This window comes from Pseudomonas sp. BJa3 (assembly GCF_026343815.1).
Taxonomy (GTDB): domain Bacteria; phylum Pseudomonadota; class Gammaproteobacteria; order Pseudomonadales; family Pseudomonadaceae; genus Aquipseudomonas; species Aquipseudomonas soli.
In genome coordinates, this window is the sequence record NZ_JAOXMC010000001.1 from 204461 (window position 1) to 227591 (window position 23131).

Here is a 23131-nt window from a genome sequence, read left to right on the forward strand (position 1 = left end):
GTCCCCTCGAACGTGGTCTGTTAGCAGCAGTACTCTCGGCAAGCAGGATGCGTATGGATTACCACAGCCCCTACTTTTTCGGTTACGTGCTCGGTCTGATTCACCTGCTCGGCCTGGCCGCCGCGCTGCATGCGGTGTTCACCGTGCGCACCGCCCAAGGTGCGATCGCCTGGGCCATGTCGCTGCTGTTCATCCCCTACCTCACGCTCATCCCCTACCTGGTGTTCGGCGCCCGCTCCTTCTATGCGTACATCCAGGCGCGGCGCCAGGCCAACCAGGAAATGCATGTGGCCATGGCCAACCTGAACTGGCGCCCATGGGTGGAGGAAGCGCTGACCGCCCGCGAGTCGGACAGCTATGCCGCCCTGCGCGCCATGCCCAAGCTCGGGCGCATGCCATGCCTGGCCAACAACGAAGTGAAACTGCTGGTCGACGGCGCTGCCACATTCGAGGCGATCTTCTCGGCCATCCGCATGGCGCGGGACACCGTCCTGGTGCAGTTCTTCATCATCCATGACGATGCCCTGGGCAAGGAACTGCAGCAGCTATTGCTGCGCAAGGCCGCCGAAGGTGTCCGAATTTTCGTGCTTTACGACCGCGTCGGCAGCCATGCGCTGCCGGCCAGCTACAGCCAGGTACTGCGTGACGGTGGAGTGCAGATTGAGGCCTTCGCCACGCGCCGCGGCTGGTTCAACCGCTTTCAGGTCAACTTCCGCAATCATCGCAAGATCGTGGTGGTTGATGGTCTGCAAGGTTTTCTCGGTGGCCACAACGTGGGAGACGAATACCTCGGTGCACACCCCAAGCTCTCGCCCTGGCGCGATACCCACGTACAGATAAGCGGCCCGGTGCTGGCCTGCCTGCAGGAGTCCTTCGCCGAGGACTGGTACTGGGCCACGCGCCAGCTCCCGCCGCTGATCCTGCCTGATGCCTACCCCGAGGATGGCGTGTTGTGCCAGGCGCTGGCCAGCGGCCCGGCCGATCCCCAGGAAACCTGCGCGCTGTTCTTTCTCGAAGCGATTCACTCGGCGAGCAGCCGGGTATGGATCACCAGCCCCTACTTCATTCCTGACGAAGCCATCTTCGCCGCCCTGCGCCTGGCGGTACTGAGGGGCGTCGATGTACGCATCCTGATTCCCTCGCGCCCCGACCACCGCATCGTCTACGCCGCCTCCAGCCTGTTCGCCTTCGAAGCGGTGCGCGCCGGGGTGCGCATGTTCCGCTATCAACCGGGGTTCCTGCACCAGAAAGTCGTGCTGGTGGATGACGAGGTCAGCGCCATCGGCAGCGCCAACCTCGACAATCGTTCGTTCCGGCTGAATTTCGAGATCACCTTGCTCACTGTGGATCGTGCCTTTGCCGATCAGGTCGAGCTCATGCTGGTGAATGATTTCGAGCAGGCCAGGGAGATCACCGCTGAAGACAGCCGCGACACCCATCGTCTGCAACAGCTGGGAATGCGCATCGCACGCCTGATTTCACCAATCCTGTAGCGCGCAGCGGCGTGCCGGACGAGCACGCCGCTGTACAGGTCAGCGATAAAGGTCCTCACGGGTCCATGGCAGGTCGTGGTGACCATCGGCGTAAGGCTTCACTGCGAGAATCTGATGGAGGTTGATCCAGCCCTTGGTGAAGGCGTAGGCACAACCGGCCAGGTACAGGCGCCAGATACGCAAGGTCTTCTCCGGCACCAGCGCGGCGGCGCGATGCAGCTGGTTCTCGAGGTTCTCGCTCCAGTGGTTGAGGGTCTTGGCGTAGTGCAGGCGCAGGCTCTCGATGTCGACCACCTCCAGGCCCGCTTCGCAAATCCGTGCAGTGATCATCGAGATATGCGGCAGCTCGCCATGGGGGAACACGTAACGGTCGATGAAGTCGCCCGCACCTCGGCCGACGGGGCGGCCATCGACATGTTTGGCCGTGATGCCATGGTTCATCACCAGGCCACCTTCGCGCACGGCACCGAACAGCCGTTGGCAGTAAAGCTCGAGGTTGGCGTGGCCGACATGCTCGAACATGCCGACGCTGACCACCTTGTCGAAGCGACCATCCTGGGGCAGATCACGGTAGTCGAGGATCTGCAGGTCGACCTTGTCAGCCAGGCCTTCCTCCTTGACCCGCTGGCGGCCCAGCTTCAGCTGCTCCTTGCTCAGGGTGATGCCAAACACCTTGGCGCCATACTCACGGGCGGCGAAGCGCGCCAGCCCACCCCAGCCACAACCGACATCCAGCAGATAATCGCCAGCCTGCAGGCGCAGTTTGCGGCACAGATGGTCGAACTTGTCCTGTTGAGCCTGGGCCAGCGTGTTGTCCGGCTCCTTGAAATAGGCACAGGAATAGACCATGTCCGGGTCGAGCCACAGTTGGTAGAACTCGTTGGACAGGTCGTAGTGATAGGAAATGGCTTCGGCATCGGTGGTCTTGTCATGGGCAGTGCGTGCCGGCAATACCTCATCTTCATCCTGCAGCAACGCATCGCTGAGTTCGTCGCAAACCCGGATGACTTCGCCTATATCGCCTTCCAGCTCCAGCTTGCCCTCGACGAAGGCCGATCCCAGCTCATTGAGGTTGGGATGGGTGAGCTGGGTAATGAGCTGGGGTTCCTTGACCACGATGGTGACTTGCGGGCTCGGCCCCAGATCGAACTGGTTGCCGTCCCACAGTTTGACGCGCAAAGGTAAGTGCAAGCTCTGCAACGCAGGTGGAAGTTGCGCAAGCATTCATGACCCTCCCTTTCGTTGATATGGGACGCCACGCCTTAATGTGTCGGACGTCACCGCATCAGGGTAGTTCATTCGTACGAAGTTTCCGGTAATCACGACCATAGTCTAGAACTATCTGGCGCAGCCTATTCAGCAGATTGTATACAATCCTCTCCGCTCAGATTAACCTTGTGCCCTCTTCGCTTCCTCACACTCTCGGAGTAACGAAACCCATGAAATCCTATGACGTGGTGATCATCGGCGGCGGCCCCGGCGGCTACAACGCAGCGATCCGCGCGGGCCAGCTGGGCCTGAGCGTGGCCTGTGTCGAGGGTCGCTCGACCTTGGGCGGCACCTGCCTGAACGTCGGTTGCATGCCTTCCAAGGCGTTGCTGCACGCTTCCGAGTTGTATGAGGCAGCCAGTGGCGATGAGTTCGCCCATCTGGGGATCGAGGTCAAGCCGACCCTCAACCTGGGCCAGATGATGAAGCAGAAAGATGAAAGCGTGACTGGCCTGACCAAGGGCATCGAATACCTGTTCCGCAAGAACAAGGTCGACTGGGTCAAGGGCTGGGGCCGCCTGGACGGGGTTGGCAAGGTGATCGTCAAGGCCGAGGACGGCAGTGAAACCACCCTGCAGGCCAAGGACATCGTCATTGCCACCGGCTCGGAGCCCACGCCGCTGCCCGGCGTGACCATCGACAACCAGCGCATCATCGACTCCACCGGTGCCCTGTCGCTGCCCCAGGTGCCCAAGCATCTGATCGTCATCGGCGCCGGGGTGATCGGCCTGGAGCTGGGTTCGGTATGGCGTCGCCTGGGTGCCGAAGTGACGGTGATCGAATACCTGGACCGCATCTGCCCTGGCACCGACGAAGAAACCGCCAAGACCCTGCAGAAAGCCCTGGCCAAGCAAGGCATGACCTTCAAGCTGGGCAGCAAGGTGACCCAGGCCACGGCCGCGGCCGACGGCGTCACACTGACCCTGGAACCCGCCGCCGGTGGTACCGCCGAAACCCTGCAGGCCGACTACGTGCTGGTAGCCATCGGCCGCCGTCCTTATACCCAAGGCCTGAACCTGGAAAGCGCAGGGCTGCAAACCGACAAGCGCGGCATGCTCGCCAACGACCATCACCGCAGCGCGGTGCCAGGCATCTGGGTGATCGGCGACGTCACCTCCGGCCCGATGCTGGCGCACAAGGCCGAAGACGAAGCGGTGTCGTGCATCGAGCGCATCGCCGGCAAGGCCCACGAGGTCAACTACAACCTCATCCCGGGCGTCATCTATACCCGCCCGGAACTGGCCAGCGTCGGCAAGACCGAAGAGCAGCTCAAGGCCGAAGGCCGTGCCTACAAGGTTGGCAAGTTCCCCTTCACCGCCAACAGCCGCGCCAAGATCAACCATGAGACCGAAGGCTTCGCCAAAGTCATCGCCGATGCCGAGACCGATGAGGTGCTGGGCGTGCACCTGGTCGGCCCAAGCGTGAGCGAGATGATCGGCGAGTTCTGCGTGGCAATGGAGTTCTCGGCCTCGGCCGAGGACATCGCCCTCACTTGCCACCCGCACCCGACCCGCTCCGAGGCCCTGCGCCAGGCGGCGATGAATGTGCAAGGGATGGCGATGCAGATCTGACCGGACCTTTCAGCACCGCCCGTGGGAGCGGACTTGCCCCGCGATTGCGTCATGCCTGCCAACGCAATCGCAGGGCAAAGCCCACTTAGCCATGGGCCCGCTGTTTATCCCCAGCCCTGTGGAAGCGCGACGCCAGGAATGGCGTGATATCCAGCGGCAGCGCCTCATTGTGGACAACCTTGTCCAGCAGCACGCCGGTAATCGCCGAGGTCAGAATCCCGGTACGGAAATGTCCACAGGCGTTGAAATACCCCGGGACATTATCCACAGGCCCGAGAATCGGCAGCTCATCCGGTGACCCAGGCCGCAGGCCGGCCCAGGTGCGCTTGAGGTTCACCTGCGCCAGCTGTGGCACGCAGCGGATCGCCCCCTGTACCAAGCCGTTGATCTCCGGGAAGGTATTGCTGACATCAAAGCCCTTCTCCTCGGTGGTACTGCCGATCAGGATCTCGCCGTTGTCTTTCTGTGCCATGTAGCAATCGCTGGTGGTGATGCAGCCATCGAGCAGCTTGGGCAGACGCTCGGTCAGCACGATCTGGCCTTTCACCGGCTTGACCGGAATGCTCTCCCCGGTGGCCCACTCGCTCAGTTCCGCCGCCCAGGCGCCAGCGGCATTGATCAATGTGCCGCAATGGAACTCACCGGCTTCGGCGGTGCGCACGCCCTTGATCCGTGAGCCTTCATGCAGCACGCCGGTGATGTTGACGTTCGGGTACAGGTCGACGCCGTTCTGCCGCGCCGCCTCCATGAACGCATCGCCCAGGCGAAACGGACTGACCTGGTGATCGCAGAGAAACTCCAGCGCGCCATTGGCCTTGAGCGTTACCGCCGGTTCCGAAGCGCGCAGCGCGTCGCGGTCGAGCCAACGAACTTGGTCGGCCAAGTGCGGGATCTGCTTGACGATGTGCTCGGCGTATAACTGGTCTTCTTCATCCTGGATGATGTACTTGAGCCCGGTGCGCTCGAACTTGAAGTCCATGCCGTGGCGTTCGATCAGTTCCTGGTGCAGCTGTGGATAAATCGCGTTGGACTGCAAGGCGAAGTCGAAGAAGCATTCCGGCAGGATGTGCGGTGTGCTCGAATCGACCACCACCGCCGCGCCATTGGCCTCGCGCTTGCTGCGCGAGGACATCATGCGAAAGAAGATCACCCCGCAACCCAGCCCCACCGATTCGCCGATGGCCCACAGGCCGCCGGCCGAGGCGCGGGTGGCATTGCCCGGGCGCTTGCAGTCGATCAAGGCGATCTTCAGGTTGCTGCGCTTGGACAGCTGGTAGGCGCAGGACGCGCCGATCACTCCACCACCGGCGATGATGATGTCGTAGTGCTTTTTCATGTTCAGGCCTCCGTGCCGAGTTGTTCGAATGCGGAAAACGGGATCGGGTCCACCGGGAAGCGCGGGCGCAGCCAACCCACGTCCTTGCGCCCGGTGGCGCTGCGCAGACGGTCGCTGCAGTAACCGACGCACATGCGCCCCTGGCAGTCGCCCATGCTCACCCGGGTGCGCATCTTCAGGCTGGCCATGTCTTGCACACCCTGCTCCAGGGCCAGATCGATCTGCTCGCGAGTCACGTGTTCGCAACGGCAGATCACCGTGTCGGCCTGTGGCAGTGCGACCTGTGCGGCGCCACGGGCGGTGTAGCGCTCAACCCCGGAACGGAAGCGCTTGATCGCAGCCAGCTTGCCCAGGTAGCGCTCACGGCGCTCGATCGCCTGCTCGGCATCGAGCTTGCCCATCTGCTGGAGCATCGAAACCGCGGCGATGCGCCCGGTCAGCATGGCCGCCTCGCCACCGCGGATCCCGGCCATGTCGCCCGCCAGGTGAATGTTCGGCTGGCTGCTTTGCTGCCACACGTTGCATTCGGCGCGCAGGTAGCCGTCCTCGCTGAAACCATGGGCCAGGCCCAGTTGCTGGCTGAGCTGGGTACGCGGGATGAAGCCATAGCCCACTGCCAGGGTGCGCACCTGCTCGCGCTGGACACGGCTCATGTCCGGTTGCCAGTCCTGGGTATAGGGTGCGACCTCGACTTCCTGCAGTTCGCCCTCCCCCGTGGCGCCCACCACGCCCCAGCCGTAATGCATGGGGATGCCGTTGAGCTTCATGTAGGCGAGCATGCTCAGGCCGTCGAGGAACAGCTGTGGCTTGTTCATTAGCGCCAGGCTTTCCTTGGCGATGCGGTTGAACGAGCAGGCCTCGTACACCCCCGCGACCTTGGCACCGGCGGCGTGCAGCTGGCAGGCGACCAGTGGCAGCAAAGGCCCGGTACCCGCAATCAGGGTACTGCCCAGTGGCTTGACCACACCGCTCTTGATCTGCAGTTGCAAACCACCGAGCAGGATCACGCCCGGCAAGGTCCAACCAGGGAACGGCACGTTGCGTTCATGGCAACCGGCGGCCAGCAGCAGATGGGAATAGTCGATCTCGTGCAGGCGCTCGTCGCCATCGAGGACCATCAGCCGCTGGTCGTCACCGCCCACCACGCGATGGTTCAGACGCAGGTCGATGCGCTCGGCGCAGGCGGCGAAATCTTCGTGCAGCTTGGTCAGGGCCTTGGTGTAGCGCGGGCCCAGGTAGCCCAGGTCGACGCCGGCGCGCAACGGGCCACGATAGACCACGCCACCGGGGCGCGAGGCTTCGTCGAACAGTAGGCAATCCACGCCATGTTCGGCCAGCTCGATGGCCGCGCCCATGCCGGCCGAGCCGCCACCGACGATCACAGGACGAAGGCTCATGGATGGGCCTCCTCGTGCACGCGGTTGACCTCGGTCTCGATGTGCATGCCCGGTTTGACGATGGTCTGGCAAGCGCGACGCTTGGGACGACCGTCGATCTGCACCAGGCAGCAATGGCAGACGCCCATGCCGCAGTAGGCACCGCTGAGCTGGCCATGATCGTTACGCGCCAGCTGGCGCAGGCCAACGGCGTTGAGCACGCTGAGTACAGTCTCGCCGGCACTGGCGACTGCGGGCAACCCATTGACCAGGAGGGTCATTTCATTGCCTTCCAATGGCTGGATATCGTGCTTTCGTTGCAGCGTCTGCATTTCCTGTCGTCCTTGATGACTGATGGGTCGGGGGACGTTAGGGCAAACCCGGAGAGAAAACATTGATCCATGCCAGACGCTGGTTGTAGAAACGTCCGACAACGACGAACTGCTACGGATTTCACATTGCTCCGAAAATGCTTACCTGCAGAACTTAAAAGCCCCCGCGAATGCAGGGGCCTTTTGACTACAAAGCACTGAGACCTTACTGTCAGAATGCCCAATCCAGGGTCAGGCCGACCCCGTGGCTCTTATCGCGACTACCCAGCAATCCGTTGTAGTCCAGGTTGACCCGGGCCTCGCGGCTCAGGGCGATCCCCACCCGTGCACCGACCACCGCCGCATCACGGTCCAGTGACAGCGCCTGAACCTTGTAGGTATCGCCCTGGCCCGCGAACGCCAGGTGCTGGTCGGCCCCGGTGGAACTCAGGTTGTGCTGCCAACCCAGAGTGGCGGCAAGCTCAACCGCCTGGCCGCTGGACAACTGCAGTTGCTTGCCGGCGCGCATGCCCAAGGTCGAGAGCCAGGCATCGCGATTATCCTGCCCCCCCTTGAGCGCGGCAGCGCCGCCATGCTCACTGAAGCTGTCGCTGGCGATATGCACGTAGGCCAGATTGGCGAACGGCTCCAGCGCCACGCTCGGCAGTTCGACCTTCCAGGCCGCCTCGCCGAACACCTGGGTGCTCTGGGCATCGCGCTTGCTCTTCTGGCGATCGCTGACCTCGTTGTACTGCAGTTCGCGCTTGGTCTCGATACGGTGCCAGCTGTGGCTGGCGCCCACGCTCAGGCGCAGCTGCTCCAGTTCCTTGCCGGCATAGGCGCCCAAGTGGTAGCTGTCGACGCTGGCCGAGGAATGACGGCCATCGCCCATGCTCAGCGAGCTGTCGCTGTAGCCGGTAAAGACGCCGACACGGGTGTCCTCGCTCATCTGCCCGTCGCCCCCCAGCAGCATGCCGCCAATCGAACTGCTATAGCGCGCATGTCCGGAGTCACCGTCGGCCTTGCCCCAGGCGCCCAGGGCCTTGACCCACAGGCCGTTGTCCTGGCCTTCCACACCCTGCAGCCGGGTACGCTCGCCTACGGCGTCGCGCAACTGGCGGCTGTCGTTGAGCAGCAAGTTACCCACCGCCGGGTGGATTTCGCCGGACAGCTGATCGAATGCCTGCTGGGCGCTGGCGGCATCGGCCGACAACAGCAGGCTCTCGTAGACCGGGTTGCCCGCGCCGAGCCGATCGGCCGCCGCGGCCACCGAACGCTGGTTGGCGGTCAGGCCGACACTGGCGAACGAGGTGGCATTACGCTGCACCGCCAGCCGTACCCCACTGCCGGTATACGCCAAGCCACCACCGAGGAACAACGCGTTGGACTGCACTTGGGCAAAACTGCCTTGCACGCCACCTGCGGCATCCAGGATGTCGAACTGCCGCCCCACCAGGCTGGTGGCTTGCTGGGACTGCAGCGAAACGCCAGGGTTCTGCAGGTCCAGGGCCAGGTTCGCACCGCCCACGGCTATCTGGCCATCGCTGACCAGACGGTCGCTGCCAGTGCTGTCTACCTCCACCGCATAGGTCGAGCCAGGCTGGAAGGTCACGTCATTACTGACGCGCAAGGTGCCAATGGAGTTGCCAGGCGCCACCACGCCGCCGCGGTTGACCACCAGCGCGCCGATCCGGCCATTGCCGCCCAGCACGCCCCCGTCGTTGACCGTCACGGTCGATTGCAGCGAACCATTGACCGCCAGCCGCCCCTGGTTGACCAGCGTCGGACCGGCGTAAGTGTTGTTCCCGCTGAGCACCAGGGTGCCGATGCCCTGCTTGGTCAGGCCGCCATGCCCGGAAATATCGTTGCTCCACAGATCCAGCACACAGCTCAGATCGTTGCAGCGCCTTTCGGTGGGCCTGCCAGCATCCACCAGGGCGCCGACACCCGGCAGATCAGCGACGAACTGGCTCGGGCCGTAGCCGCCGGCGATCCGCAACTCCTCGGGAATGTCCTGCTCGGTAACCAGCATGCCGGGGCCGCGGATACCCTTGTCCAGGTTGATCATGCCCCAGCCATACAAGGAATCGATGCCGGGCGCGCCCATGTCGGTGGCAGTGGTGCGCAGCACGCTGGCGATCTGCGCGCCGCTCATGTAGGGGAAACGCTCCATCAGCACCGCCGCTGCGCCAGCGGCATGGGGCGCGGCCATGGAGGTACCGTTCTAGTTGGCGTAACCCTGGGTCAGGTCCTCCAGGCTGGTACCGCCAATCACCGCGCTGTAGATGCGGGTGCCGGGGGCCGATACGCAGAAGCTTGCGGTATAGCCGCAGCGCGAAGAGAACGTGCTGATCACGTACGGGTTGGCGCTGCTGGTGTCGGGGTTCTGCTGCAACGCCGCCACGGTCATCCAGTTGGGGGCGATCTCCGGTACGAAATAGCCCAGCCCGGCAATCGCATCGGGGTTGTTCAGGTTGTAGTCGTTGCCGGCGGCAAAGATCGTCAGGACCCCGCTGCGGGCGGCGGCGATGGCCCCGTCATAGGCGCCACCGGGCAAGGTGCCCAGCAGCGGCTGGATTTGCGCGAACTGCGCCCGGGCATCGTTCACGGTGAAATGCGGGAAGTCCGGATTGCGCCCGCCCTTGGCGAAGCGGTCGGTGATGCCGATGCCCCAGCTGTTGTTGATGATCCGCGCGCCGCTGGCCACCAGGCTGTCCCAGCCGGCCTTGTACACCGCGCCATCGTTGCCCAGGACGATGCCATCCTCGGGGCCGGGGTCGCCGTTGTCGGCGCTGATGATCTGCGCATTGAAGGCCACGCCATGCATCTCCACGCCGTCACGGTTGCCGGCGGCGATCCCGCCGACGTGGGTGCCATGGGAGCCGAGCTTTCCATCCGAACCTACCGACGGGCTGCCGTCGTAGCGGAAGGCATCGCCGGCTTTCACCGGAATATAGGGGTCGGTGTACTGGCGAATGCCACTGGTGACCAGGGTCACGATCTTGTCCTTGCCGGCGAACTCAGGGTGCGCGGCGTACACCGGCTGGTCGAAGATCCCCAGCTTCACCCCCTTGCCGCTGTAGCCGGCGGCATAGGCGCTGTCGGCGTGGATCGCCCCCAGCCCCCAATCGGCCTTGAATTCGCTGCTGCGCCAGCTGCTGGCGTCGCCGAGGCGGCCACTCTCCACATAGGGCGCGGCCTGGGCCGTGCCCATCAACGCCGCCCAGCCCATCAATACCCGCCCCAGCGGCGCCAGGGCCCAGCCCTGCCCAAGTGCGCTGTCATCCTGTCTGACTCGCTTCACTACGACCTTCCTTAGTTGTATGGATTGAATACCGCGTTGGTCGAACTCCGTATTGCAACAACTGGCGCCATGACGCCTCAGAAACGCCATTGCAGGTTGAGCCCCGCGCCATGCTGTTGTTCACGACTGGCCAGACGCCCCTGGTAGTCCAGGCTCAGGTCCAGGTCGCGGGTCAGGCCCACCCGTGCCTGGAGCCCGACCAGCGCGGCATCGCGCAGGGCTGGCGCCGTCTCCACCCGGAACGGCAGGTCACTGTCGGCAAAGGCCAGGTGCTCGCGGTCCTGGGTTCCGCTCAGCCGGTGCTGCCAGCCCAGGCTTGCCGCCAGTTGCAGGTCCTGCTGCGGGCCCACTTGCCATTGCTGGCGCCCACGCAGGCCCAAGGTGCTTAACCAGGCATCACGCTGCTCGTCGCCCGCCTGCAACGCTGCGGCATCGCCCTTCTCATGGAAGCCATCACGGTCCAGGTGCTGGTAGGTCAGGTTGGCGAACGGCTCCAACTGCACCGCCGGCAACGCCAGGCGATAGGCCGCCTCGGCAAACAGCTGCTGGCTGCGGGCATCGATCCGCGCGCGCTGGCGGCCGGACACCTCGGCATAGGCCAGGTCGCGACGAACTTCGGCGCGGTGCCAGCTGTAGCTGCCGCCCAGGCTCAAGCGCAGCTGGTCGACGTCGTGACGGACATAGGCGCCCAAGTGATAGCTGTCGACCGTGGCCCGGGAGTGGCTGCCGCCCATGCCCAGGGAGCTGTCGCTGTAGCCGGCAGCCAGACCGGCGCGGGTCTGCTCGTCGAAGTCCCGGTCCAGGCCCAGCAGCATGCCGCCCAAGGAGCTGGTATAGGACTCACTGCCCTGCACGCCCTCGATGCGCCCCCAACTGCCCAGGCCTTTGAGCCAGAGCTGGGTCGAGCCGGTCTCGGGCGCCGTCGTGCCAGGCGCATTGGCTGGCAGTGCGGCGCCTTGCACACGCTCGCCCAAGGCATCACGCAACACCGAGCCCTGGCTGAGCAGCATCGAGTCCAGCGCCGGATAGATCTCCCCGGCTAGCTGGCGCAGGCCGTCCCGGACCTGGTCCGCCGAGGTCGAGAGCAGAAGGCTTTCATACACCGGATTGCCCGGCCCCAGGCGCTCCACGGCGGCGCCGCTGGCGAGCTGGTTGGGCGTGGCCGCGACGCTGTCGAACGTTGCGGCGCTGCGCGTCACGTCCAACTGCACACCGTTGGCCGAATAGTCGAGCACGGTCCCAAGGAACAAGTAGCCGGGTTGAACCTGGGCGAAGCGCCCATCGACGCCGCCTGCCGCCTGCAGGATGTCGAACTGGCGCCCCACCAGGCTGGTGACCGGGCCACCGGCCAGCAGGTTCGGCCGAGCCTGGGGCACCAGATCGAGATTGGCGCCAGCGACGCTGGCCTGACCATCCACCACGAGTCGATCACTGGCCGTGGGCGACAGCTCCACCTGATAGGTCGAACCCGGCTGCAAGTCCAGGTTACCGGCGACATTCAAGGTACCGATGGAGTTACCCGGGGCCACCACGCCCCCAGCGTTGGCAATCAGGGCACCGACCCGACCATTGCCGCCCACTGTACCGCCAGCATTGACCGTCACCGCTGATTGCAGGCTGCCGTTGACCGCCAGCAACCCGCCATCGACGCGGGTCGGGCCGCGGTAGCTGCTGTCACCCGAGAGCACCAGCCAACCGGCCCCGGACTTGACTAGGCTGCCTTGGTAAACCCGCTGCGCAGCCGCTGCGTCACGGGCCATGCCCAGGGCATAGTCGCTGCGGTCCTGCTGGCTGGCGCCCGCTGCCAGGCCTTGCTCCCACCCGCGATCCTTGAGGGTCTGCTGCCAGGCCTGGCGTTCCGCGACGTCCTCGGCCTGACGCTGCACCAGTGCCTGGTCGGAAATGCCGTTGCTCCAGCTATCGCCCTGCCCACGCTCCAGGTTGACGTTGAACTCCCCCAACAACTGCCCTGGGCCATGCAAGGCCCGGCCTAGGTCCGGAACGCCCCAGCCCACCCGCTCGCTGGGCGCCTGGGTCGGCGAGCCATCGAGCTGGCGCGAAGTGGTCAGCAGCACTTGCAAGGCCTGCTGGTTGTTCAGATAGGGATAACGCTCCATGACCAGGGCCAGGGCCCCGGTGGCATGGGGCGCGGCCATTGAGGTGCCGTTGTAGGTGGCATAGCCGCCACCGGGCACGGTACTGGTGATTGCCGCCCCGGGGGTCGCCAGGCACCAGTATTTGGCGATGCCGCACTGGTTGTATTTCTGCTGGTTGTTCTTGTCCAGGCCCGATACCGCTAACCAGTGGCCTTCCAGTTCCGGCTGGAAGTACGGCAGCGCCGAGCGCACGCTGGCATTGGCATAGCCGCTGTTGCCGGCGCTGAACACATTGATCACACCCCGACGCGCCACATCGCCAGCGGCATCGAGCCAGGTGGCCTGCTGGAAATGCTGGGCGTAGGCCGTGCGCAGGTCGCCGAGGGTCTGGTAGCTGACATCCTTGGGCTGGCTGCCCCAACTGTTGTTGATCGCCCTCGCCCCGGCATCCACCAGGGCGTCGTAGACCGCCTTGAAATACCGCGGATCGGGATCGGTGCCAAACAGGAACTTGTCATTCTTGTTGGTGTTGCCCACGTATACCTGGGCATTGAAGGCCACGCCGTGCATGCCCACGCCATCACGGGCCGCGCCCATGGTGCCGGTGACATGGGTACCATGGCTGTCGTTGGCGCCATTGAGCACCCCGGACACACTGAACGAAGTACCGTCGAGGTACTGGCCGGTGGCGGTGACCGCGTGGAAACGCCCGGGGCTGGCTTCGGGATGGGCGGGATCGAATCCCGAGTCCAGGGCGCCGATGCTGACCCCGGCACCTGTGAACCCGGCGGCATAGGCCTGGCTCGCCTGCATGCGCTCCAGGCCCCAGTCCTGCTGGTATTCGACCGAGCGCCAGCTGGCAGGGTCGCCCAGGCGGCCAGTGTCCTGATAGGCCGCCGCAGCCGACAGCGGCAGGCCGGTGGCAAACGCCAGGCACAGCGTGCCCGTCAGCGTCTTGAGCTGATCACATCTCACATCCATGTCGATGACTTCTCTTGTTCTTGTTGTCGGATCGCCCATCCTGGGTCGACCAGTGTGTTGCTGCATCGCTAGGCCGCAAGGCACGGCTTCATCGAGCAGCAGAAGGATATGACGTTTCTCGATTGCGCGATGCGTCAGCGCTGCATATCCAATATGCGTTTTTACCTGCTCGGACAGGTTGCGGGGGAGGCTTTGAGAGGAAGGAAGACAGCATAAAGGGAGGGCGCCCGTGCGGCGCCCTCCCTTTGCAACAACAGTAGCGTTACTCCACCGTCACCGACTTGGCCAGGTTGCGCGGCTGGTCGACGTCGGTGCCCTTGAGCACGGCGACGTAGTAGGACAGCAGTTGCAGCGGGATGGTGTAGAGGATCGGTGCCAGCGCATCGTTGATGTGCGGGACGTTGATCACATGGGTGCCTTCGCCATTGCTCATGCCGGCCTGCTCGTCGGCAAAGACCACCAGCTCACCACCACGGGCGCGAACTTCCTGCAGGTTCGACTTGAGCTTTTCCAGCAGCTCGTTGTTAGGAGCCACGGTCACCACGGGCATATCGTTGTCCACCAACGCCAGAGGACCATGCTTGAGCTCACCGGCCGGGTAGGCTTCGGCGTGGATATAGGAGATTTCCTTGAGCTTGAGCGCGCCTTCCATGGCCACCGGGTACTGGGCACCGCGGCCAAGGAACAGGGTGTGGTGCTTGTCGGCGAACAGCTCGGCGATCTTCTCGACCACGCCATCCATCGCCAGCGCTTCGCTCAGGCGTGCCGGCAGGCGGCGCAGCTCGTCCACCAGCTCGGCTTCGACACCGGCCTCGAGGGTACCGCGCACCTGGCCGAGGGCCAGGGTCAGCAGCATCAGCGAGACCAGCTGGGTGGTGAAGGCCTTGGTCGAGGCGACGCCGATCTCCGGCCCGGCCAGGGTCAGCAGGGTCAAGTCGGATTCACGCACCAGCGAGCTGATGCCCTTGTTGCAGATGGCCAGGCTGCCGAGGAAGCCCAATTCCTTGGCATAGCGCAGGGCCGCCAGGGTGTCGGCGGTCTCGCCGGATTGCGAGATGGAGACGAACAGGGTGTCCGGCTGCACCACCACCTTGCGATAGCGGAACTCACTGGCGACTTCCACCTGGCAAGGGATGCCGGCAAGGCTTTCGAGCCAGTAACGGGCGACCATGCCGGCGTGGTAGCTGGTACCGCAAGCGACGATCTGCACATTGCGCACTTTGCCGAACAGCTCGGCGGCCTGGGGACCGAAGGCCTGCACCATCACATGGTCATTGCCCAGGCGACCTTCCAGCGTACGCTGCACCACGCCGGGTTGCTCGTGGATCTCCTTGAGCATGAAGTGGCGGTAGTTGCCCTTCTCGGCGGCTTCCGCACCTTCGTGATACTGCACCGTCTCACGCTGGACCGGCTGGCCGGCCTGGTCCCAGATCTGCACCTGAGTGCGACGAATCTCGGCGATATCGCCCTCTTCCAGGTACATGAAACGGTCGGTGACCTGGCGCAGGGCCAGTTGATCCGAGGCCAGGAAGTTTTCACCGAGGCCCAGGCCGATCACCAGGGGGCTGCCACTGCGGGCAGCCACCAGACGGTCAGGCTGGCTGGCGCTGATCACGGCCAAGCCATAGGCGCCATGCAGGCGCTTTACCGCGGCCTTGAGCGCATCGGTGAGGTCGGGGATGGTCTTGAGCAGATGGTGGATGAGGTGCACGATCACCTCGGTGTCGGTCTGCGAGACAAAGGTGTAGCCCAGGCCCTTGAGCTCTTCGCGCAGTTCCTCGTGATTCTCGATGATGCCGTTGTGCACCACCGCTACTTCATGGCCAGAGAAGTGCGGGTGGGCATTGTGCTCGGTAGGCGCGCCATGGGTGGCCCAACGGGTGTGGGCGATACCCAGTTGGCCAGCCAGCGGGTCGGCGGCAACCGCGCCTTCCAGTTCGCTGACCTTGCCGATGCGGCGGCGACGCTCGAGCGCGCCTTGCTGGGTCAGGACGGCCAAGCCGGCGCTGTCATAACCACGGTACTCCAGACGCTTGAGGCCTTCGATGAGAATGGCTGTGATATTGCGCTCAGCAACGGCACCGACGATTCCACACATAAGATGTTGCTCCTAGCTGATAGCGGCGCAGATAAGGGTGATGCCGCGGGCTTGAATCCGGTCGCGTGCCTCGGCGGGCAGGCGATCATCAGTAATCAGGGTATTCACGCTGCCCCAGGGCAGCTCGAGGTTGGGGATCTTGCGGCCGACCTTGTCCGACTCGACCATGACGATCACCTCGCGGGCCACTTCGGCCATGACCCGGCTCAATCCCAGCAGTTCGTTGAAGGTCGTTGTGCCACGTTCCAGGTCGATGCCGTCGGCACCGATGAACAGCTGGTCGAAGTCGTATGAGCGTAGTACCTGCTCGGCCACCTGGCCCTGGAAGGACTCCGAGTGCGGGTCCCAGGTACCACCGGTCATCAGCAGCACGGGTTCATGCTCTTGTTCGCTGATAGCCCGGGCCACATTGAGCGAGTTGGTCATCACCACCAGGCCTGGCTGGCGCCCGAGCTGCGGGATCATCGCCGCCGTGGTGCTGCCGCTGTCGATGATGATGCGCGCGTGTTCGCGGATGCGTTCCACCGCAGCACGGGCAATGGCCTGCTTGTAGAGGGACACCGGCTGGACCGTGTCGCCCAGCAGCTCCTGGGGCATGGTCACCGCACCGCCGTAGCGGCGCAGCAGCAGGCCGTTGGCCTCCAGGGCATGCAGATCCTTGCGGATGGTCACTTCGGAGGTTTCGAAACGCTTGGCCAAGGCGTCGACACTGACCTCGCCCTGCTCATTGAGCAAGGCCAGGATATTGTGGCGCCGTTGAGGGGTATTTCGTTTCGACATGTCGATTTAAGTTTCGATTCGAAAGATAAGTGTTGCAATCAAAACCTAAGTCAATCGATTCGTCAAGTAGGGCATCAACCGGCAAACAAAAAGGCCGACTTATTCACATAAGCCGGCCCTGTGCAAAAAGCGCTGTGGATAACTCAGCTCTTCTTGATCTTCTCCGGCCGTTTCCAGCCTTCGATATTGCGCTGGCGTGCACGCGCAACGCCCAACTGTCCCGCTTCAACCATCTGGGTAATGGTCGAGCCCGCTGCGGTAGTGGCTCCGGCCTGGATTTCCACAGGGGCAACCAGGGAGTTGTTGGAGCCAATGAACACGTCCTCACCCATCACCGTGCGGAACTTGTTGGCACCGTCATAGTTGCAGGTGATGGTGCCTGCGCCGATGTTGCTGCGGGCGCCGATCTCGGCGTCGCCCAGGTAGGTCAGGTGGCCGGCCTTGGCGCCCTCGCCCAGGTGGGCGTTCTTCAGCTCGACGAAGTTACCCACATGCGCCTTGGCCTCCAGCACGCTGCCTGGACGCAAGCGGGCAAACGGGCCGGCATCGCTGCCCTCGCCCATCACCGCGCCTTCGATATGACTGTTGGCCTTGATGACCACGCCCTTGCGCAGGGTGCTGTCCTTGATCACACAGTTCGGGCCGATCTGCACGTCGTCCTCGATGACTACCCGGCCTTCGAGAATGACGTTGATGTCGATCAGCACATCGCGGCCGACGGTCACTTCACCACGTACATCGAAGCGCGCCGGATCGCGCAGGGTGACGCCCTGGGCCATCAGGCGACGGCCTTCGCGCAGCTGGTAGTGACGCTCGAGTTCCGAAAGCTGGCGGCGATCGTTGGCGCCCTGCACTTCCATCGGGTCGTGGGGCTGTTCGGTGGCGACCACCAGGCCATCGTCCACGGCCATGGCGATCACGTCGGTGAGGTAGTACTCGCCCTGGGCGTTGTTGTTGGACAGGCGGCCCATCCAGTCGGCCAGGCGTGCGGCCGGCATGGCGAGGATACCGGTGTTGCCTTCCTTGATCGCCTTCTGCGCTTCGCTGGCGTCCTTGTGCTCGACGATCGCGGTCACCTTGCCCGCGGCGTCACGCACAATGCGACCGTAGCCGGTCGGATCTTGCAAGGTTACGGTCAGCAGGCCCAACTGTTGTTCGCTGACCTTGGCCAGCAAGCGCTGCAGGGTCTCGACCTCGATCAACGGCACATCGCCGTAAAGCACCAGCACGGTGTCGGCGGTGATCGCCGGCAACGCCTGGGCCACGGCATGGCCGGTGCCCAGTTGCTTGTCCTGCATGACGAAGTTCAGATCGTCGGCCGCCAGGCGTTCGCGCACCAGCTCCGCACTGTGGCCGATCACCACGTGAATACCTTTTGGCTGCAATTGGCGAGCGCTGTGGATAACGTGGCCGAGCATGGAGTTGCCGGCAACCGGATGCAGCACCTTGGGCAGCGCGGAGCGCATGCGGGTGCCTTGGCCTGCGGCGAGAATGACGATATCGAGGGACATTGACTGGCTACCAATCCTGGGCGGTCAGGGACGTGACCAAAGGGGAAATTCAGAAAAGAAAAAGGGTAGCCGAGGCTACCCTTTAACTCAATCGCATTGGAAGTGACCGGCCAAGGCCAGGTTACTTGCCCTTGCGCAATTGCTGGACGGTACGCAGCTGAGCTGCAGCTTCGGCCAGACGTGCGGCAGCAGCACCGTAGTCGAAGTCCGAGCTTTTCGCGTTCAGCGCGTTCTCAGCAGCCTTGAGGGCTTCCTGAGCCTGAGCTTCGTCCAGGTCGGCAGCGCGCTGCACGGTGTCGGCAAGAACCTTGACCATGTTCGGCTGCACTTCGAGGAAGCCACCGGAGATGTAGAACACCTCACGATCACCACCTTGCTTGGTCAGCGTGATCGGACCAGGCTTGAGATTGGTGATCAGCGGCGCGTGGCCTGGAGCGATACCCAGATCGCCCAGGTTGCCGTGCGCTACTACCATCTCGACCAGGCCGGAGAAGATCTCTCCTTCCGCGCTGACGATATCGCAATGGACTGTCATAGCCATCTGCTTGCCTCAACCTGATTAGCGCCCCTTGCGGGGCGCCGGGATTACAGTTTCTTGGCTTTCTCGATCGCTTCGTCGATGCTGCCGACCATGTAGAACGCTTGTTCTGGCAGGTGGTCGTAGTCACCTTTGAGGATGCCGCTGAAGCCAGCGATGGTGTCCTTGAGCGAAACGTACTTGCCTGGCGAGCCGGTGAAGACTTCGGCCACGAAGAACGGCTGCGACAGGAAGCGCTGGATCTTACGAGCGCGGGCAACCAGTTGCTTGTCGGCTTCGGACAGTTCGTCCATACCCAGGATCGCGATGATGTCCTTCAGCTCTTTGTAGCGCTGCAGAACATACTGAACGCCACGTGCGGTGTCGTAGTGCTCGGTGCCGATCACGTTCGGGTCCAGCTGGCGCGAAGTCGAGTCCAGTGGATCGACCGCTGGGTAGATACCCAGGGAAGCGATGTCACGGGACAGAACGACGGTGGCGTCCAAGTGGGCGAAGGTGGTCGCTGGCGACGGGTCGGTCAGGTCGTCCGCAGGTACGTATACGGCCTGGACGGAGGTGATCGAACCTTCCTTGGTCGAAGTGATACGCTCTTGCAGAACGCCCATCTCTTCGGCCAGGGTCGGCTGGTAACCTACTGCCGAAGGCATACGGCCCAGCAGTGCGGATACTTCGGTACCGGCCAGGGTGTAACGATAGATGTTGTCGACGAACAGCAGAACGTCGTTACCTTCGTCACGGAACTTCTCAGCCATGGTCAGGCCGGTCAGCGCTACGCGCAGACGGTTTCCTGGTGGCTCGTTCATCTGACCGTAGACCAGCGCTACCTTGTCGAGAACGTTGGAGTCCTTCATCTCGTGGTAGAAGTCGTTACCCTCACGAGTACGCTCACCCACACCAGCGAACACGGAGTAACCGCTGTGTTCCATGGCGATGTTACGGATCAGTTCCATCATGTTGACGGTCTTGCCGACGCCGGCACCACCGAACAGACCAACCTTACCACCCTTGGCGAACGGGCAGACCAGGTCGATAACCTTGATGCCGGTTTCCAGCAGGTCGTTGCCGCCTGCCTGGTCAGCGAACGAAGGCGCTGGCTGGTGGATACCGCGACGCTCTTCTTCGCCGATCGGGCCGGCTTCGTCGATCGGGTTGCCCAGGACGTCCATGATACGGCCCAGGGTTGCCTTGCCAACAGGTACCGAGATGGCAGCCTTGGTGTCGACGACATCCAGACCGCGCTTCAGACCTTCGGTCGAGCCCATCGCAATGGTACGAACCACGCCGTCGCCCAGCTGCTGCTGAACTTCCAGGGTGGTTTCCGCGCCTTGTACTTTCAGCGCGTTGTAAACACTCGGCACGGCGTCACGTGGGAATTCCACGTCGATGACGGCGCCGATGATTTGAACGATACGTCCGCTACTCATAGCTGGATCCTCTGAATTTTTGAACCGTTAAACCGCGGCAGCGCCGCCGACGATTTCCGAGATCTCCTGGGTGATCGCAGCCTGACGCGCCTTGTTGTAGATCAACTGAAGCTCTTTGATCAAATCACCGGCGTTGTCTGTGGCGTTCTTCATGGCGATCATCCGGGCCGCTTGTTCAGCAGCGTTGTTCTCGACCACCGCCTGGTACACCTGCGACTCCACGTAACGCACCATCAAGCCGTCCAGCAGCTCTTTTGCGTCGGGTTCGTACAGGTAGTCCCAGTGGTGCTTGAGTTCCTGATCCGGGGTTGCCACCAACGGTACCAATTGCTCGACCGTCGGTTTTTGGGTCATGGTGTTGATGAACTTGTTCGAAACCACCGAGAGGCGATCGATACGGCCGTCGAGGTAGGCGTCCAGCATCACTTTGACGGAGCCGATCAGATCGTTGATCGATGGCTCTTCGCCCAGGTGGCTGATCGCGGCTACGACGTTGCCGCCAAAGATGCGGAAGAAAGTCGCACCCTTGCTGCCGATCACGCACAGGTCGATTTCAACGCCCTGTTCGCGGTTTTCGCCCATGTCCTTGACCAGGGCCTTGAACAGGTTGGTGTTCAAGCCACCGCACAGACCACGGTCACTGCTCACCACGATATAACCAGCGCGCTTTACAGGGCGCTCGATCATGAACGGGTGGCGGTATTCCGGGTTGGCGTTGGCCAGATGACCGATCACCTGGCGGATACGCTCCGCGTAAGGACGGCTAGCAGCCATGCGCATTTGTGCCTTGCGCATCTTGCTGACCGCCACTTTCTCCATGGCGCTGGTAATTTTTTGCGTGCTTTTGATGCTCGCAATCTTACTGCGAATCTCTTTTGCGCCTGCCATGTATCACCTATCAGGTTAGCAAGCGGGGGCCGGAGCCCCCGCTGCGGCTTACCAGGTCTGGGTGGCCTTGAACTTCTCGATACCGGCTTTCATGCCAGCGTCGATTTCGTCGTTGAAGTCACCCTTCACGTTGATCTTGGCCATCAGTTCGGCGTGATCACGGTTGAAGTAGGCAATCAGAGCTTGCTCGAAGCTGCCAACCTTGGAGACTTCTACGTCGGTCAGGAAACCACGCTCAGCGGCGTACAGCGACAGGGCCATGTCGGCGATCGACATTGGCGCGTACTGCTTCTGCTTCATCAGCTCGGTAACGCGCTGACCATGCTCCAGCTGCTTGCGGGTAGCCTCGTCCAGATCCGAAGCGAACTGGGCGAAGGCCGCCAGTTCACGGTACTGGGCCAGGGCGGTACGGATACCACCGGACAGCTTCTTGATGATCTTGGTCTGGGCGGCACCACCAACACGGGATACCGACACACCGGCGTTAACGGCAGGACGGATGCCTGCGTTGAACATGGCCGATTCCAGGAAGATCTGACCGTCGGTGATCGAGATCACGTTGGTCGGAACGAACGCGGAAACGTCGCCAGCCTGGGTTTCGATGATCGGCAGAGCGGTCAGCGAGCCAGTCTTGCCAGTTACGGCACCGTTGGTGAACTTCTCGACGTACTCTTCGGAAACGCGCGATGCACGCTCCAGCAGACGGGAGTGGAGATAGAACACGTCGCCTGGGTACGCTTCACGTCCTGGTGGACGGCGCAGCAGCAGGGAGATCTGACGGTAGGCAACGGCCTGCTTGGACAGGTCATCGTAAACGATCAGGGCGTCTTCACCGCGGTCACGGAAGAACTCGCCCATGGTGCAGCCGGCGTAAGGCGCCAGGAACTGCAGTGCGGCGGATTCCGAAGCACTGGCAACGACCACGATGGTGTTGGCCAGGGCGCCGGCTTCTTCCAGCTTGCGAACGATGTTGGCAACGGTGGAACGCTTCTGGCCGACTGCAACATAAACACAGAAAATACCGGAGTCTTTCTGGTTGATGATGGCGTCGATGGCCATGGCGGTCTTGCCGATCTGACGGTCACCGATGATCAGCTCACGCTGGCCACGGCCGACAGGGATCATGGCGTCGACGGACTTGTAGCCAGTCTGTACAGGCTGGTCTACCGACTTACGCCAGATCACGCCTGGAGCTACTTTCTCGACCGCGTCGGTCTGGGTGTTGCCCAGAGGACCTTTGCCGTCGATCGGGTTACCCAGTGCGTCGACGACGCGACCCAGCAGTTCCTTACCAACCGGAACTTCCAGGATGCGGCCGGTGCACTTGGCGCTCATGCCTTCGGCGAGGGTGTCATAGGCACCCAGGATCACTGCACCTACGGAGTCTTGCTCCAGGTTCAGGGCCATGCCGAATACGCTGCCAGGGAACTCGATCATTTCGCCGTACATGACGTCGGCCAGACCGTGGATCCGCACGATGCCGTCGGAAACCGAAACGACGGTACCTTCGTTACGGGCTTGGGAGCCGACATCGAGGTTGTCGATGCGGCCCTTGATGATTTCACTAATTTCGGAAGGATTGAGTTGCTGCATTGCTCTGCTGCCCCTTCAAACTCAAGATTTCAAGGCTTCGGCCAGTTTCGCGATTTTCCCGCGAACCGAACCGTCGATTACCAGGTCGCCAGCGCGGATGACGACGCCGCCGATCAGGCTGGCATCCTCCGACGCGTGCAGGCGCACTTCCTGGCCTAACCGTGCACTGAGAACCTTGGCGAGTTTGTCTTGCTGTTCTTGGTTCAACGCAAAAGCACTGGTGACTTCCACGTCCACGGACTTCTCTTGCTCGGCCTTGTACAGGTCGAACAGAGTCGAAATCTCCGGCAGAAGCAGGAGACGTTCGTTTTCCGCGGCAACATGAATGAAATTCTGTGCCTTGGCGTCAAACTTGTCACCGCACACTTCAATGAATGCGGCGGCCTTTTCTGCGCTAGTCAGTTGCGGGGCCTTGAGCAGGCGCTGCATGGTGTCGTCTTGCGACACCGCAGCAGCCAGGCCGAGCATGGCTGACCAATTGGCCAGTTGCTGATGGGCCTGGGCATGCTCGAAGGCAGCCTTAGCGTAAGGTCGGGCCAACGTGGTCAGTTCTGCCATGATC

At 63.0% G+C, this 23131-nt stretch carries 15 protein-coding genes and 1 pseudogene; 2 read left to right on the top strand and 14 right to left on the bottom strand.

The genetic code is table 11. The features are described from left to right. The first annotated feature begins 53 nt into the window (after positions 1 to 53). Positions 54 to 1493, top strand: coding sequence for a cardiolipin synthase (cls, locus tag OH705_RS00965; protein ID WP_038707076.1), 1440 nt, complete (start codon positions 54 to 56; stop codon positions 1491 to 1493). 39 nt (positions 1494 to 1532) lie between these two features. Here the strand turns inward: cls and cfaB are convergent, their stop codons facing one another. Next, positions 1533 to 2717 (bottom strand): C17 cyclopropane fatty acid synthase CfaB, encoded by a 1185-nt coding sequence (gene cfaB, locus OH705_RS00970; protein ID WP_263159710.1) that lies wholly within the window; start codon positions 2715 to 2717, stop codon positions 1533 to 1535. Between the two features lie 215 nt (positions 2718 to 2932). On the opposite strand from cfaB, the gene lpdA reads away from it, so the two are divergent. Further along, a complete protein-coding gene (gene lpdA / locus OH705_RS00975) occupies positions 2933 to 4333 on the top strand; it encodes a dihydrolipoyl dehydrogenase (protein WP_023629673.1) in 1401 nt (466 codons plus the stop codon). Positions 4334 to 4418: 85 nt separating this feature from the next. On the opposite strand, the gene hcnC is transcribed toward lpdA, so the two are convergent. The 13 genes and pseudogenes from hcnC to OH705_RS01040 all read right to left on the bottom strand — a co-directional run bounded on the left by hcnC (position 4419) and on the right by OH705_RS01040 (position 23127). Beyond that, positions 4419 to 5669, bottom strand: coding sequence for a cyanide-forming glycine dehydrogenase subunit HcnC (gene hcnC / locus OH705_RS00980; protein WP_267300617.1), 1251 nt, complete (start codon positions 5667 to 5669; stop codon positions 4419 to 4421). A gap of 2 nt (positions 5670 to 5671) precedes the next feature. Then, positions 5672 to 7066, bottom strand: coding sequence for a cyanide-forming glycine dehydrogenase subunit HcnB (gene hcnB, locus OH705_RS00985; protein WP_046857637.1), 1395 nt, complete (start codon positions 7064 to 7066; stop codon positions 5672 to 5674). Then, positions 7063 to 7377 carry a cyanide-forming glycine dehydrogenase subunit HcnA gene (gene hcnA, locus OH705_RS00990; protein ID WP_023629670.1) on the bottom strand — a complete coding sequence of 105 codons (315 nt, stop codon included), beginning with the start codon at positions 7375 to 7377 and terminating at the stop codon, positions 7063 to 7065. The genes hcnB and hcnA overlap by 4 nt, the downstream gene beginning before the upstream one ends. Positions 7378 to 7588: 211 nt before the next feature. Next, a pseudogene (locus OH705_RS00995) lies at positions 7589 to 10588 on the bottom strand (autotransporter domain-containing protein). 149 nt (positions 10589 to 10737) lie between these two features. Then, positions 10738 to 13737, bottom strand: a complete 3000-nt coding sequence (locus tag OH705_RS01000; RefSeq protein WP_267300618.1) for an autotransporter domain-containing protein — start codon at positions 13735 to 13737, stop codon at positions 10738 to 10740. Between the two features lie 262 nt (positions 13738 to 13999). Further along, positions 14000 to 15835 carry a glutamine--fructose-6-phosphate transaminase (isomerizing) gene (gene glmS / locus OH705_RS01005; protein ID WP_267300620.1) on the bottom strand — a complete coding sequence of 612 codons (1836 nt, stop codon included), beginning with the start codon at positions 15833 to 15835 and terminating at the stop codon, positions 14000 to 14002. Between the two features lie 12 nt (positions 15836 to 15847). Further along, the gene (locus OH705_RS01010) at positions 15848 to 16615 is read right to left on the bottom strand and encodes a DeoR/GlpR family DNA-binding transcription regulator (RefSeq protein WP_046857650.1); all 768 of its coding nucleotides are present in this window, start codon (positions 16613 to 16615) and stop codon (positions 15848 to 15850) included. Between the two features lie 143 nt (positions 16616 to 16758). Then, positions 16759 to 18126 carry a bifunctional UDP-N-acetylglucosamine diphosphorylase/glucosamine-1-phosphate N-acetyltransferase GlmU gene (gene glmU, locus OH705_RS01015; RefSeq protein WP_267300621.1) on the bottom strand — a complete coding sequence of 456 codons (1368 nt, stop codon included), beginning with the start codon at positions 18124 to 18126 and terminating at the stop codon, positions 16759 to 16761. 121 nt (positions 18127 to 18247) lie between these two features. Then, complete coding sequence (locus tag OH705_RS01020; RefSeq protein ID WP_011536500.1) at positions 18248 to 18667, bottom strand: F0F1 ATP synthase subunit epsilon; 420 nt, start codon at positions 18665 to 18667, stop codon at positions 18248 to 18250. Positions 18668 to 18711: 44 nt separating this feature from the next. Beyond that, positions 18712 to 20088 (bottom strand): F0F1 ATP synthase subunit beta, encoded by a 1377-nt coding sequence (gene atpD, locus OH705_RS01025; protein ID WP_023628563.1) that lies wholly within the window; start codon positions 20086 to 20088, stop codon positions 18712 to 18714. A gap of 27 nt (positions 20089 to 20115) precedes the next feature. Then, entirely contained in the window at positions 20116 to 20976 is an 861-nt protein-coding gene (gene atpG, locus OH705_RS01030) for a F0F1 ATP synthase subunit gamma (RefSeq protein ID WP_023628562.1), read from the bottom strand. 48 nt (positions 20977 to 21024) lie between these two features. Continuing rightward, positions 21025 to 22569, bottom strand: coding sequence for a F0F1 ATP synthase subunit alpha (atpA, locus tag OH705_RS01035; protein WP_038707082.1), 1545 nt, complete (start codon positions 22567 to 22569; stop codon positions 21025 to 21027). A gap of 21 nt (positions 22570 to 22590) precedes the next feature. Continuing rightward, entirely contained in the window at positions 22591 to 23127 is a 537-nt protein-coding gene (locus tag OH705_RS01040) for a F0F1 ATP synthase subunit delta (protein ID WP_023628561.1), read from the bottom strand. Positions 23128 to 23131 lie beyond the last annotated feature (4 nt).

What these genes read in the sequence shown, in the direction of transcription:
- atpA (WP_038707082.1), bottom strand. Translation starts at nt 22,569, where the DNA reads ATGCAGCAACTCAATCCTTCCGAAATTAGTGAAATCATCAAGGGCCGC.
- cls (WP_038707076.1), top strand. Translation starts at nt 54, where the DNA reads ATGGATTACCACAGCCCCTACTTTTTCGGTTACGTGCTCGGTCTGATT.
- lpdA (WP_023629673.1), top strand. Translation starts at nt 2,933, where the DNA reads ATGAAATCCTATGACGTGGTGATCATCGGCGGCGGCCCCGGCGGCTAC.
- hcnC (WP_267300617.1), bottom strand. Translation starts at nt 5,669, where the DNA reads ATGAAAAAGCACTACGACATCATCATCGCCGGTGGTGGAGTGATCGGC.
- glmU (WP_267300621.1), bottom strand. Translation starts at nt 18,126, where the DNA reads ATGTCCCTCGATATCGTCATTCTCGCCGCAGGCCAAGGCACCCGCATG.
- atpD (WP_023628563.1), bottom strand. Translation starts at nt 20,088, where the DNA reads ATGAGTAGCGGACGTATCGTTCAAATCATCGGCGCCGTCATCGACGTG.
- OH705_RS01020 (WP_011536500.1), bottom strand. Translation starts at nt 18,667, where the DNA reads ATGGCTATGACAGTCCATTGCGATATCGTCAGCGCGGAAGGAGAGATC.
- OH705_RS01000 (WP_267300618.1), bottom strand. Translation starts at nt 13,737, where the DNA reads ATGGATGTGAGATGTGATCAGCTCAAGACGCTGACGGGCACGCTGTGC.
- glmS (WP_267300620.1), bottom strand. Translation starts at nt 15,835, where the DNA reads ATGTGTGGAATCGTCGGTGCCGTTGCTGAGCGCAATATCACAGCCATT.
- hcnA (WP_023629670.1), bottom strand. Translation starts at nt 7,377, where the DNA reads ATGCAGACGCTGCAACGAAAGCACGATATCCAGCCATTGGAAGGCAAT.
- atpG (WP_023628562.1), bottom strand. Translation starts at nt 20,976, where the DNA reads ATGGCAGGCGCAAAAGAGATTCGCAGTAAGATTGCGAGCATCAAAAGC.
- OH705_RS01040 (WP_023628561.1), bottom strand. Translation starts at nt 23,127, where the DNA reads ATGGCAGAACTGACCACGTTGGCCCGACCTTACGCTAAGGCTGCCTTC.
- hcnB (WP_046857637.1), bottom strand. Translation starts at nt 7,066, where the DNA reads ATGAGCCTTCGTCCTGTGATCGTCGGTGGCGGCTCGGCCGGCATGGGC.
- cfaB (WP_263159710.1), bottom strand. Translation starts at nt 2,717, where the DNA reads ATGCTTGCGCAACTTCCACCTGCGTTGCAGAGCTTGCACTTACCTTTG.
- OH705_RS01010 (WP_046857650.1), bottom strand. Translation starts at nt 16,615, where the DNA reads ATGTCGAAACGAAATACCCCTCAACGGCGCCACAATATCCTGGCCTTG.